Below are 13,780 nucleotides of genomic sequence, written 5' to 3'. Positions count from 1 at the left end.
TTCTCACAGCCTCGGCATGAGAACATAGAGGCCGATGACATCGACCGGCGTGACCGCAGTGACCTCGACAGATGCGCGCGACCCGAGTGCCTGTCGGACCCGCGTGTGGTCAGAGGCTAAGGCTGTCGCGCGTTCGGCCGCATATGCTTCGAGCTGCGGTGTGAGGCCTCCGAGCGAAGCATGCGCTTCCTTCAGCTGTGCGTCCCGGATTGCTTCGGCGATCGAACCGCTGTTCGCCTCGAAGAGTGCGAAGGCCCCGTCGCCGTCCGCAATGCGCTTGTTGCTGGCAAATGCGATGGCGGCCGCTTCCTCTGCCATGGCGAATTTGGGTCCGAGCTTGCCCTTGGAGTCGATGCGATGGCGGATACGTAGCAGGAGCAGTGTCGTGACCGCATCGATACCATCGGCTTCCCAGACACCGCAGCGCGGCAGTGTCGAGGGCTCGTTGCGCGGCGCAAACTTGTCGAGCGCGGTTTCAAGAAACGTCTCGGCAAGAATACCAGGGAGCGGATGAGCCCGATGCACCGAGAGGTAGCCGGCCGGCGGTCGAGCCTCGAAGGCGATCTTGAGTGGCTTGGGATTAGCGCTCTCATCGAGTAGCCCGTCGGCCTGGAACCGCTCTTTGATCAGATCAGGGGAGAGGTGCAAAGGCGCCCGATAGGTGCGTGGCTTATCGGGGACGAGCGCGGCGGCTAGGCGCATGAGCGAGCGCGAGACGAAGCGCTCGGCGTCCTCAAAGCCACCCAGTGCTTTGCGCGTTGCATCCCACTCGGGAAGGACTTCGTCGGGTTTCAGGGTGCGCTGCGCGAAGATGGTTCGCGAGCGCTTCTCGGCTTCGGATGCATTCGTCCAGGCCAGATCAAGATCTTTGGCGGCTTGGGTATCCTCCACCGACAGATCGAGCGTGAGCTGCGCCTCGTTGTGCGCCTTGAGCAGAAGCGCGGACATCAAAGCCTTGGTCAGGCTGCCGCCCTGATCGGGCATGGGAACGCGGACACCGGTCTGCTTCTCGATCGCTTTGGCTTTCCGCAGGATGACGTCGAGGACGGCGCCGTCGACCGGATTGTTCTCGCCGTAGATGAGTACGCTGCTCACTTCCGGGCTCTTTTGGCCGAAGCGATCGACGCGCCCTTCCCTCTGCTGATGGCGGGTCGGGTTCCATGAGAGATCGTAGTGAATGACGGCGTCGAAGTAGGTCTGCAGGTTGACGCCTTCCGAGAGACAGTCGGTTGCGACGAGGATCCGCTTGTCGTGCCCTCCGTGTGCCTCGACGCGGGCTTCGCGCTCGTCGGACGGCAGGGCACCGGTGATGACCTCAATCGTGTGTTGCTTGAATTCGGCCGGCAACGCGGCGCCGATGGCTTCGGCTGTAGCGATATATCGACAGAAGACAATGGGCGAAGCGCCTTCTTTGGTGAGGCTCTTCAGGGTCGTGACGAGTTTGGCGAACTTTGGATCGGCTTTGGTGTCTGCGGCCAGGCCTTGGGCCGTTGCGACGAGTTTGGCGAGCCTTGGATCATCGATGGCCATGGCCGGCTCGCGATCATCCTCGGCCACCTCTTCGTCGTCGAGCGCGAGCGCGGCAAGCTCGTCGACGTCTTCTTCGACAACTTCTGCCGCGGCGCGGGTGCGCAAGGCGCGAAGGGCTGCAGCCGGACTGGAGCCCACGCAGCGCATCAGGGCAAGTGTTCCCCAGAAGGCAAGGCGCCGCTTTTGATCGCCCTCCTCGGCCTCGACGATGTCCGAGCAGTATTTGAGGACGTCGCGGAAGAACGACTCATAGGTTCCGGTCAGACGGTATTTGATCTCGGCGGTCTTCTTCTCGGGAAAGAGGCCGGGCTCCTTCCAATCCTTGATGTCCTCACGGCGACGTTGGACGAAATAGCCCGCGAGACGCTCGCGCAAGTTTCTGTGTGCGTCTCCGGCCGTCGTCGTCAGTTGGGCGAAATCGGGGTGTAGCAAACCGAGCAGATTGTGGAACGCTTCCTCGTCGCCGGAATGCGGTGTCGCTGTGAGCATCAGAAGGTGACGCTCACCGTTTTGGGCAAGCTTGCGCAGCAGCTCGAAACGACGGTGCCGCGAGCGCCCGCCGGAAACGGCGGCGTGTGCTTCGTCAACGATCACCATCTCGGGACAGGCGCGCAAGAAGTCGTCGAGACGCCGGTCGCTCTTGATGAAATCCAGGCTGACCACAGTATAGGGATAGGCGTCGAACACGCTCGTCGTGCTCGGCAAGTCCCGCTCAAGCCTGGCCGCTTCCGATGCCGTGACGGGAGTAGCCGACAGAGAGAACTTGGACTCAAGCTCGGCGGTCCACTGGTCGACAAGATGCGGGGGGCACAGTACCGCGAAACGCTCGATCTCGCCGCGATCGATGAATTCACGGACGATCATGCCCGCTTCGATTGTCTTGCCGATACCGACGTCGTCGGCGATCAGCAGCCGTGCGACATCCTGGCGGAGAGCCATCATCAAGGGCGCAAGCTGGTAAGCCCTCGGCTCGAAATTCAACCTACCGGCGCTACGGAACGGACCGGCGCCGCGCCTCAACGAGAGCCGTAACGCGTCACGGAGCAGAAGAGCAGCTTCTCTTGCGCCAGCACGGTCCGTTTCCGGCGGCTCGAAGGACGCGTAGGTGACAGGCTCGGCCTCGAGTTCGGGCAGAACCGTTTCGACATCTTCTTCCGATCCTGTGAGGGGGCGTAATCTCAGCGAATCTCCGGCGGTCAGAACGATCCACTCGCGCCCCCGAGCGCGAACAAGTTCGCCGGGGGAGAATGTCTGCACCGAGGTCATGCCGACACTCCTTTAAGGGTAGCTTCAAGTTCTGCGATAGCGGTCTTGCGGGCATCAGCATCGTTCGGGAGCAAGATGAGCCTCACGCCTTTGGCTTTGAGAGCGCCGGTCAATTCGCTCGATGCCAAACTGGCCTCGACAGCGGCGACGCGATATTTGCGCCAGATCAGCGGTAAGGTGACATTGCCGACAACGAGCGGCTCGGTGTCCGGCGCAGGGCAGTTCAGAAGTTCATCTCCACATTGGACAGATGATACCGTGCTTGCAGATCGCGCGTTCATCAGACGGATCAAGAGGTCGAGGGCTTGCTCGTCCTGCCGATCAATCTGTTCGTGATCCGGCTGGTTGAAGTATGAAAGCAGGCAACGATAGCAGCCGGCAACGCAGCGGGCGTCATCCGCAGCGACCAAAGCTTTTGGCCCCTTCCCACGAGCATCACCGATACTCGCATCCGTGTAATGCATCACGGATAGCGCTTCACGGGCGACGGCATTGAATGCGCCTTGTTCATTGATGAGACGCGAGAGCGCCCCTGCTCCACCTTCTGCCGCTTCGTAGAAGAATAGGGCGTTGCGACTGTCCTTGCTTGGCGTCGGCTCTACCAGGATCTCGCCCTCTTCGAGCTGGAAGACCGTCTCGATGCCACGTGCTAACGCATGTTGTAGCGTGGTCATGACAACGTCGGATCGGTCTCCGAGAGCGATCAACCATGGTGCCGGAAACCGCACCAAGAGCGCATTCTTGCGGTCCTCGACGACTGGCGTGATTTTTTGTCGGGCCTTTGTGGGGTTCGCAGCCTCTTCTTCGTCCTGGGTTCCGGGGGCGCCGGCCCAGTAGCCGCTCTTGGGATCAATCCAGAATCCGATGTCACTCAGATCCTTACGGCGGCGTAGACCCTTGTTGATCCGGCGTACGGATGCAGCAGGTGCGAACGTGGCGATTGCGATGTCCCCGAGATCATCGGAGAGCACCCGCGCGCTGACGCCCGTGGCATGGCGGAATGAGAAGGTGGTTTGGAGTTCGAACCCTTGGCGCCTGCGATCCTCGTCATTTGCCGTTATGCGCTCGGCCTGTCGGGTTCCGACATTGTCGATCCTGTGAAGCTTCTGGATCAGATCCGCTCCGCTCAAGGGTTGGCGACAAACGTGACACTCCTCGGGGGGCTCACCGTCGTGGCCCGCGCCACAAGCCGGGCAGATGGCAACCGAGAACGTCGGGAGCTGCCCTTCCGGACCTCCTCCGGCCTCCTTGAGCAAAGCCCTGTCAACGCGGTACGCCCTGCCTTCGTGATAAACGAGGCTCTGGGGACCGAACTCAGAAATGGCAAGGAACCTTGCCCGCTGAATGTAACGCTGGCCTTTGCCACCCTGGCCGCCGGGCACAAATGCCATGAGCGGGAGCCTCGGGAAGTTATACCCGGGAAGGAACCCTTCTGTGGCTAGGTATCTGTAGACATAGAAATCGGAGCCTTGGGTCTCGTGTCGCCCGAGAAGCAGCTTGATCTGGGTGTTGCCGGCAGCTTGTCGGGCCTCGGCAGCACGCCTCTCGGTCGGCGATATGGAATAGTCCTTCAAGGTGGTCGCGGCGTCCTCGACTTGTCGTTCCGCAGCCGCCAGAAGGTCGCGCCAACGATTGAAGGCCGCTTCAAAATTCTGTGGCGCAGACGATACGACCCGTGACGCGTGGTCGTCCGCCGTCGAGAACCAATCAGGCGGCACGCTTCCGTAGTCAGCGCTAAGAGCTTGAAGCACGGCAGTGACACGTTCCGTAGAGGCGTTATTGGCTTCGTCAGAAGTGATCTTTGTCCGATATTCCGGCAGAAGTGGCTTTTGCGTGCCGGCCATATCGAGATTGTCTGCGATCGAGGCCTTGAGCGCGAGCCCCGTGGCGGCCAGCCACTCCGCATGCAGGTGGCTCTCAACCAAGTCGGGGTTGGTGAGATCGATTGACGGTGGCTTGACGACGCCGTCCACCATGGCCTTGGGATCGCGGAAGAAGTACTGGTCGTGGGGGCTCTGCGCAGCGCAGTAGGCAACCACAAGGGCTGCCTGTCCGCTGCGACCGGCTCGGCCGCTGCGTTGCGCATAGTTCGCCGGTGTCGGCGGAACGTTGCGCAAGTAGACCATGTTCATCTCTGAAATGTCGACGCCAAGCTCCATGGTTGGCGAGCAGAAAAGGGTCGGAAGGAATCGGCTATCTTCGCGGAGTTCCCTCAGTCGCTCGGACTTTGTGTTCAGCTGGACGAGATCTTCGTCGCCATACCGGAACCGGGCTTCGCGAAGCTCCCGCAGATCGCTCTCAACCTGGGCAGTGTGCTCGCGGCCTTCCAGGGCGAAGAGTGCTTCGCCTCCTTCGGCAAGAAGCGACGCGATTTCCTGGTACAGGCCCTTGAAGAACTTGTTGTCTCTCTCGGGTGCGCGACCAGACCCCTGCGCGCGTCGGAATGCAATTGATGATGCGACAAGGCGCCAAGCATCGCCCTCTATAGGCGCGGCGACCTGGGTGGCTATGCCGTAGGTCGATGCGGCACTCAGAATGCAATCAATGATATCGGTCACTTCCTTGGAGTTCGGCCTCTCTCCATCGAACCGGAGCAACCGAAGCTCCCGTCCGACAGCGCTTTGCGGGCTACCCCGAAGGATTAGCTCTTCATCGCGCTGCTTCATCTCCTTGCGCTTCGGAGAGCGAGGCATGAAAGCCGTCGACGCGTGGAACTTCTCCTCTTCCAGACTCCAGGGTGACTTGATCAGGCTGCGCATGCGCCCAGCCAGGCTTTCAAGCTTCACGCGATCAAGGGCGTCGCACTCAATCGCAAGCCCCTTCCGCATGGCGTCGAACACGATGAGAGCTGCCTCTTTGCGTTCATCAGGAGACGCCTTCGAGAGAACTTTCGAGGAAGCAAAGAGAGGATCATCAGCAACCATTTCGTCGAGCGAGAGGTAGCATGCTTCGATCAGCCCAAGTTGCTCGAGGTTCGGGTTCGTGTAGCGCCAGCCTCGTCGCTGATCGACCCAGAATCGGTGTGCAAGGACGTCCCGAATAGAGCGCTCGGCGTTCAACAGGTTTGCGCCTTTCAGTTCCGGCTCGATCAGCCATTCGCTGCGCCGCGCTTGTTGGCGCCCCAGAAAGCCAAGTGCGGCCTGAATGGATGCGCCGATCTGATCATCCGACATGCCCTCTTCGGCATCAGGGAGCGCTGCGAGGATGGCGCCGCGAAGAAGGGTAACGAAAATAAAATCATTAAAGTGACCGGCCTGTAGGGCGGCGTCTTGTCGATTGTCTGTGAAGGCCAGCAACTTTCGCGTCGCTTTGCGCATGACAGAGTCCGGCGCATTCATCCAACGCAAGATCGTCGCGATAATGATCGTTGTCGCGGAGCTCCGCCCTTCGGCGCTGAGGGATGCCAGCCTGTTGATGTCACGCGTCGAGTCGCTGTGCGCTTCTCCGCAGGCCGGACAGAACTTGAAGCGGCCGGGCATGAACCAGACCCGCCGCCCGCCGACATTACAGTGGCCATCGGGCTTGACTGCGTAAAGTTCGGCTCTGGACTTGCGATATGTGGACTTGAGGCGCAGGTCGCCGGACGCAGACAACTCCAGCCACAGGTCTGGATAGTCCTCGTCGCGCCCGTTGAACTCAAAGGAACCGTCAACTGGTTCCGGCATGAGGAAACCCCATCTACCGGTCGCCTCGTCCGACTCGGTGTCGGAGTCAAGCGGCAGGTCGTCAATCTCGCGTTTTTCGAAGTACTGCTGACCGTCAGCCTCGCGCATCGTGACCGGGTGATGCTCCTGGCCGCACTTACGGCAGAAATGGGCGGCGTACAGGCGTTTTTCGGGATGTTCCGGATCGTAGATCTGGCCGTCGAAGGTGACCGTGCGCTCTCCTGCAGGATCGAGCGTCGTGTAGAGCCGTCCCGCGCCTGATATGAACTGGTGGAGCTTGAAGGCGAAGAGAGGCTCGTCTGAGCCGCCCGACATATTGCGGTTCTTTTCCGACAGACTGAATGCGAGTAGCGCAGCCTTCAGCGCATTGGCACATTTTTCTTCGTCGCGTCCGGCCTCGTCAGCCAGACGATGGGACGCTTCCTGTATGGACTGAGGCTTGGCGCGCACCGGTTTGCTGTCGTCGTAACGCAAGCCGAGGCGTGTCTCGATCCAGATGGCAAGCTCATCATTCGCAAGAGCATCGTTGGACTTTCCGTCATAGGCGCCAGCATCAAACGCTCGATCGACAGCAGCGCCCAATCCCGGGAGGCCCTGGTCCGCGCTGCGGGATGGATCTGTCGCCCGCTTTAGTGTTTCGGTGATCACCGAGTCGCGCTGAATGGAGGTGCCGAACAGTTTCGATGCGACTTCTGCCACGACCTGATTGCGATCACCGCCTGCATCCTCGCTCGCCATCGTTGCCGACGTTCCGATGCAGACCGGCGGCCGAGCCAAATCTCCCACGCGCGCGCGAAGGCGGCGCATGAGCATGGCGACGTCAGCACCTTGACGACCTCGATACGTGTGCAGCTCGTCGAGTACAATGAAGCGCAAGCCCTGGCAGTTCTCGATGACACTCTGGTCCAGCTCGGACTGGCGCGTCATGAGCAGTTCAAGCATCATGAAGTTGGTCAGGAGAATATCGGGAGGATTGTTCTTGATGCGCTGCCGCTCTTCCTCGCTCTCCTGTCCAGTGTAGCGCGCGAAAGTCACTTTCGTTGCGCCGTGGTCAGCGTCCAGAAACTTCTTCAATTCCTCTCTCTGACTATTTGCCAGAGCATTCATCGGATAGATGACGATGGCGCGAGTATGCTGACGTTCACCGGCCTTCTTCGCCTTCACGATGGCGTCAATAATTGGGATGAAGAAGCAGAGGGATTTTCCCGAGCCAGTGCCTGTGGTCACGACATAGCTCTTGCCATCTAGGGCCGCCCCGATGGCCTGCTCCTGGTGGCGACGAAGTCTGAGACTCTGGTCGGGATCGTCTGGCTTTGCTTGCGGATTGCGGAAGATGCGCGCCGTATCCGGATCGAGACCATCTTCGCCCACAAGGTCTTTGAGCGTGCCGCCACTCTCGTAATGCGGGTTCAGCTGGATGAGCGGCTCAGGCCAGAATTGCCGGCCGGCATAGAGATCGTTGACCTTTTGTTGGATTTCTTTCGAACGAATGCGCGTAAACGAGCGCGCAAACGCTTTGTATTGATCGAGTAGTTCTTCATCGAGGGCGAAGATGTCCATGGGAAGTGATGACCTCAACGGCCCCCCTTAGTTGAAGATTTGACTTTTTCATCAGCTCGAAGACCGATTCGAGTTGGTAACGACTCGATCTCGTCGCCAGCCTGTTCTTGGGCGACGCGAACCTCATGCTGTGCCTGCAGGTCCATCCAGAAGCGGGGATCGGTTCCAAACCAATGGGCAAGCCGCAGGGCAGTATCCCCGGTGATGGCGCGCTTGCCATGGATGATCTGAGAAATGCGATTGGGAGGTACGGCGATCTGGCGCGCCAGTTCCGTCGGCGTCACGCCAAGCGTTTTCAGCTCTTCGGCCAGGACATCCCCTGGATGAGCAGATCGATGCACCATCAGGCAGCCCCCATTCACTGATGTTGAAAGGGAGCTTGCCCGTCGTGTACGCCTAACGTCAATCGTCAACGGCGCATTGCTTGTGGACAAATCGAGATCACAGGAGGCAACTTTGTCAATGCCACTAGCGGCTGGCGAGCCCCAATCAGCAATCGATGATTGGCTTTGGTGCCTACGAGCGGCTCATAAGTATGGCCGCAGCCTGACGCAGTGGAATGCGCTCCTGCTCCAGCCGGACTGCACGGCCGAGACGGTCATAGCGAAGGTCGTCATACACGCTCGCCTCTGTCGGCGTGAGGTTGTCCAGGGGGGCGATGGTGGGCGCGGGCTCGGTCGTCCAATGCGCCTGATGTGCATTAAGAGTTTCAGGATCCATGAGAGCGGATCGGGCATGCGGCAGGATGGAACGGAGCCTGTCGAGAATCCGGAATCCGTGCGTGTCGATGTCGCCCCAGTAGACCACGTCCCGGCTTCGAAGCCACGGAACGTTGGCAAGGAGATCAACTGCGTACCCGAGGCCAAAGATGACGGAAGTGCGTGATATCGCAGGCATCGCCAAGCCTGTGATCTCGTTCTCAACAATGAGTACGCGCTCTGCCCCCAGATCCAAACGCGCGAGTTCGTCGATCCGGACCGTCAGGTCGGTGAGCCCTTGAATTGCCAGGTCCGGATCAAGGATGCGAAAGCGCACCAGGGCAGGCTTAGATGCGAGGTCGTAGCGGGCCTCAAACTCGGCGATTCCACTTCTTGACCGGTCGACGGCATCGTCTGGCAATACAAGATCAAGCAGTTCGGCCAGCAGAGTCTTGCGGGCCTCGATGAATTTCGTGTCGACGCCGGGTGCGTCGATCTCACGAAGGTAGCGACCCGAGCGCGGATTGGCACGTAGCCACGCGAGAACCGCGAGGATTTGCGGCCATGCGACGCTTTCATCCAGCACGGCCATTGGCTTGCGCGCGATCCACGGCTCCAACTCCGGGTAACTGTCGAGTATACCCTGTGCCAGGCTTAAAAAACGCTCTGCTTCCTCGACCTTTCCAATCAGAGCCAGGGCATCGGCTCGCGTTGGAACCTCAATGGATCTGGGGGTCCGATTGCGGCCGATTAGGCGGTTCGTCGTCTCGCTCCAAACAATGTCGTAGCCGTAGCCGAGCGATGTGCGTGAGCCATCATCGAGCGCCAGGATCCAGGTCCGCGCCTCGTCGTGGCGCGTGGCAAGCTCGCGCGGGGTTGGACCACGCAATCGCAGCTTCAGCGGAAAGGTAATCTCCTCTGCCTCAGGCCTTGCTACGCCGTGAGGACCTTCCACGACGTCACGGAGTAGGCGGCCATTGTCCCACAGCTTCTGAACCTGGGCTTCGAGATCCGCCGGCGTGGTCCAGTTCATCCGCCAGCTCCAGCGCGCCGCTGCTGCTCGGCCCGATACTCCTCGATTGTAAGGTTGCGCAGCATCGAGCGTCGGCCGTCCTCGTTGTGGACGAAGCCGACGGCCGCAACGTAGGGTTCGATCACGTGGATCTTCGCTAGTGGTGTGGCGATCAGCAGCTGCAAACCCATGCTCTGGAAGAGCTTCAACGCATAGTCGGCTGACTGGTCAGAGCCCTTGCCGAACGCCTCGTCGATCATCACGAAATGAAAGGCGCGCGAACGCTCGGCCTTGGGGTCGAGGCCGAACTGATAGGCGAGGCTGGCAGCAAGCACTGTGTAGGCGAGCTTTTCCTTCTGGCCGCCCGACTTGCCGCCCGAATCCGAATAGTGCTCGTGCTCGGCGTTATCGGCCCGGTAGCGCTCGGACGCCGAGAATTGGAACCAGTTGCGCACGTCTGTGACTTTTCGCGTCCAGCGTCGATCGATTTCGGTCAGGTCCTTGCGGCCGCGAAAGCGCTCCATAATGCGCTTGACCTCGATGAACTTTGCCTCCGAGTAGGCCGTGTCGTCGGAACCCGACAGCGAGCCTTCGGTGCATTTGCGCAAATCCTGCTGGAAATCGAGGATTTCCCGGTCGGCCGTCCGCTCGACCTCAAGCTCGATATAGCGACCCGGATTGTAGTCGATGTCGTACAGCGAGCTGTTGATCGTACCGATGCGCTCGCGGATCTCGTGTTCCTCGCGGCGCAGCCCGGCGGTGAAGCCTGCGATCTCGCGGATGGTGTTCTCGTTGAGAAGCGATTTGAACCGTGCCTCAAAACGCGGCAGGTCGTCGGAGGTGAGCGCGTCGAGCATTTGCCGGTACTCGCCTGCGGCCTCCGGCGCGGTATCGACCTCACGGGTCTCGATCGGGTAGGCGTTGGCATAGTCGCTCATCGCTCCCGTGATTCTGTCGCGCATACTCCGGATGCGTCTGTCCTCGCCATCGATCCTATTGGTCAGGGCCTCGCGCATTTCGCGCTCGCGCGCCTCCGCCCCCTCAATGGTCAGACGCGTCTCGCCGAGGAGCTCACTACGCAGCGTTTCGACCTGAGGGAACACAGCTTCGCGCTCGGCCAGCGGCAGCGAGTCGAGCGCGGCAGCTGCGGCAGTCCGGCTTTCCGTATCGCGATCGTGGCGCTCGCGCTGCCTCGCCTCTTCGCGTTGTGCGTCCTCTAGTTTGCCTCGGCGCAGGGCGAGTCGCTCCTCCGCTTCGGCGAGTTGGCCGCGAAGCGTCTTCAGCACGTCCGAGCCCTCAGCCAGCTGCCGCCGCTCCTCCTCAAGGCGCTCGATGTCGCGCGCGATCGAGGACCAGTCGAGATCGCTGAAGCTGCGAAAGGCGGCGACCTGGCGGGCGAGACAGAGACGGTGACCGGCCGTGCGTCGCTCCTGCCGCAGAGCCTCGATCTTTACCGCCAGTGACTGTCCCTCGGCGGCAAGGCGGCCTGCCTCGGCCTCGAGCGCGGCAATCTTGCCCTCATTGGACCAGCCGAGCACATACCGCGTGCGGTCGTCTATGCGCGAACGGTCATCCTTCTCATGCCGCTCGCCTCCCTTGCCGCTCCTGATCTGGCCGGCCCGCGTGATGGCCTTCGGTTCCCGTCGGAACCGTTCGAGGCTGTCGCAGCAGACGTGATCGAACCGCTCGTCGACCTGACGAGCGAGCCAGGCGTAGAGCGGGCTGTCGTCGCGGATGCGCAGCTTCTCGGAGAGCGCGTCGCGGCGGCCGCGGTCGCGATTCAGCGGCACCGACTGGGGCACCTTGAAGTAGACGAGCCGCCCGGCGAGATGCGTGTCCTCCACCCACTGAGCGACAGCACCATAATGCGCCTCGGGGACCAGCAGCGATAGCGCGAAGGGCCTGAGCACTCGCTCGGCGGCCCCCTCCCACTCGGCCTCCTCCTGGCGCACCTCGATCAACTCGCCGGCGAAGGGGAGGGTCGCTTCATCGACGCCAACGGACTGGCATAGCCGGTGGCGCAACTCCAGTATGTACGAGGGGATGCTGGAACGTCGGCTCTTTAGCGACCCGATCTCAGCTTCGAGTTGCGCCATAGTCTCCTTCAGCTGCCTGAAGGGAACGAGAACCTCCACCTCGCGGTTCTGAATGTCCGCCTCGCTGGCCGTCAACTCCTCGGTCAGCCGATCAACAGCCGACAGGTTGGCAAGGAACGCGTCGCCATCCTGTGGTGCCTCAAGTCCGAGTTCACGTGCCGGCTGGGCGTAGGCCTCGGCGCGACGCCGCCGCTCGCCCTTCGCCAAACGCTTGCCCTCGATCTCCTGGTCGAGGCTGGCAATGCGATTGCCTCCGTTCTCAAAGATCGCCTGCCGGATGGCGTCGCGAGCCTGCTCCTCCTCGCCCACATCGACCCTCAGCTTGGCGATGCGCTCGCCAAGCCGATCCAGGTTGGTCTCAATGTCGGCAAGCCGCTTTGTCAGGAGATCGCATTTCAACCCGCCGAAATAGGACCCGAGCGCCGCCCGGCAGGACCGGAGCCGCTTGACCGCGGCGTCAAGCTCGGCCAGCCGGTCACAGTCCGCGACGATCGGTGTCAGCCGACCGATCTGGTCTCGCGCCTTGAGCACCGCTTCGTGCGCCGCAGTCAGGTCGGCGAAATGGGCGAGCATCTGCGTGATCCGCTCCTCCACGGGGAACGGCTCCAGCATGTGGCTGCGGACGAACTCGGTGAGGTCGCCGACCTGCTTCATCGAGACGGTCTGCAGGAAGAGGTCGAGTGCCTGCTCGCCCGCAATCCCGAACAACCGTCGGAAAGCCGCGCCGTAGCCTGGAAAGCTGTCGAAGATCTGGACGCCCTTTAACTTGCGCAGCCGCTTGCGCAATGCTGCCGGATCACTGCCGAAACCTGAAAAGTGCACCTTGATCGAGAGGGAGGTGGGTGCCACGACGAAGAACCGTTCCGGTTGCCCTGTCGACTGCCGGAACCAAAAGACCTGTGCCAGCGTCACGTCCTCTCCAAAGTCGGCGTTGCGGAACCGGCCGAGAATCACGGAGAAGGCCTTGCCGGCCTCCCGCAACCCCTTCGGCTTGGCCGACAGCCCCGCCTCGCCTCGCTCAGCCTTGAAGTAGCCAAGCACGTAGGATCTCAGATCGCGCTCGCGCATCTCGGCGCCGGCGGCCTTGTTGTAGGCAATCTTGTGAGCCGGCACGATCAGCGTCGTGATGGCATCAACAAGCGTCGACTTGCCCGAGCCGATTTCGCCGGTGAGCAATGCGTTGGCGCCGTCGAGATCGAGTCGCCAGACGAGGGAGTCGAACGTCCCCCAGTTGAGCACCTCGACCGCCATCAGCCGCATGCCGGGGAGCCGCGCTGGCGGCATCTGAGAGGTCGGTTCGACGAGCCGTGGCAATTCGTTCATCGGCTCCCCTCGTGGCTGACGTTGCTGGACGTGTCGTCGTCGCGATGGCCGTAGGCGGCATACTCAGCCAGGCGCTCGCTGAAGGCGCTAAGCCATTGCGCATCGACGAACGAGCGCAGGATGCGCCGCACCTCGTAGGTTTCCTCACGCCCCTTGAGCGGCTTCAGGAAGCCGAGGTCGACGACCTTCGCGATGTCGCGCCCGACCCGGTCCTCGAGCCGCGCCTCGTTCGCAGTGTCGGGCTGGAACAGCCGGATGAAATCGACGATCTCCGAAGTGGTCAGCACCAGACGTGCTTCGCCGCTTGCCGCATCATGCTCGGCAAGCCGCTTCCTGAGGAGCGCCAGCATCAGGCTGACCGGATAGCTGAGCTGGCGGCGGGCAACGAGCCTCGGCAGCTCCGGTTCACCCTCCTGCGATGCCCTCTGGCGCAGGAACGCGTAGCCCTCTGCCTCGTCGACCTCGAGATCGAGGCCGATGACGGCGACGTAGTCGCGCACGCTTGATCGCCGCTCACTCAGCGCCTGCCAAACCTGCGGAGCGCTGTCGCGCTCGATGATACCCTTCATCAGGTGTACGAGAACTATCGAGAGGTCGTCGGTCGTCTGCGTCTTGCTCTCTTGCATTCGT

6 protein-coding genes are annotated in these 13,780 nt (G+C 61.5%); all 6 read right to left on the bottom strand.

Features of this window, described 5'->3' with window-relative positions; all coding sequences use genetic code 11:
• Positions 1 to 3: 3 nt before the first annotated feature.
• The 6 genes from R3D51_17210 to R3D51_17185 all read right to left on the bottom strand — a co-directional run bounded on the left by R3D51_17210 (position 4) and on the right by R3D51_17185 (position 13,776).
• A complete protein-coding gene (locus R3D51_17210) occupies positions 4 to 2,796 on the bottom strand; it encodes a DEAD/DEAH box helicase (GenBank protein MEZ5901222.1) in 2,793 nt (930 codons plus the stop codon).
• Positions 2,793 to 8,021 carry a DEAD/DEAH box helicase gene (locus R3D51_17205; GenBank protein ID MEZ5901221.1) on the bottom strand — a complete coding sequence of 1,743 codons (5,229 nt, stop codon included), beginning with the start codon at positions 8,019 to 8,021 and terminating at the stop codon, positions 2,793 to 2,795. Before R3D51_17205 ends, R3D51_17210 begins: the two co-directional genes overlap by 4 nt.
• A 14-nt stretch (positions 8,022 to 8,035) precedes the next feature.
• On the bottom strand, positions 8,036 to 8,365 hold the full coding sequence (locus R3D51_17200; GenBank protein ID MEZ5901220.1) for a HigA family addiction module antitoxin: 330 nt from the start codon (positions 8,363 to 8,365) through the stop codon (positions 8,036 to 8,038).
• Positions 8,366 to 8,537: 172 nt separating this feature from the next.
• Positions 8,538 to 9,752: a DUF2220 family protein gene (locus R3D51_17195; GenBank protein ID MEZ5901219.1), complete on the bottom strand. Its 1,215-nt coding sequence runs from the start codon at positions 9,750 to 9,752 to the stop codon at positions 8,538 to 8,540.
• Positions 9,749 to 13,150: an ATP-binding protein gene (locus R3D51_17190; protein MEZ5901218.1), complete on the bottom strand. Its 3,402-nt coding sequence runs from the start codon at positions 13,148 to 13,150 to the stop codon at positions 9,749 to 9,751. The genes R3D51_17195 and R3D51_17190 overlap by 4 nt, the downstream gene beginning before the upstream one ends.
• On the bottom strand, positions 13,147 to 13,776 hold the full coding sequence (locus R3D51_17185; protein ID MEZ5901217.1) for a DUF4194 domain-containing protein: 630 nt from the start codon (positions 13,774 to 13,776) through the stop codon (positions 13,147 to 13,149). Before R3D51_17185 ends, R3D51_17190 begins: the two co-directional genes overlap by 4 nt.
• Between the last annotated feature and the right edge of the window lie 4 nt (positions 13,777 to 13,780).

The organism is Hyphomicrobiaceae bacterium, from assembly GCA_041397645.1.
Lineage (GTDB): Bacteria > Pseudomonadota > Alphaproteobacteria > Rhizobiales > Hyphomicrobiaceae > Hyphomicrobium_B.
Note: the sequence above shows the minus strand (reverse complement) of the source record. Positions and strands in the feature narration are given on the sequence as shown.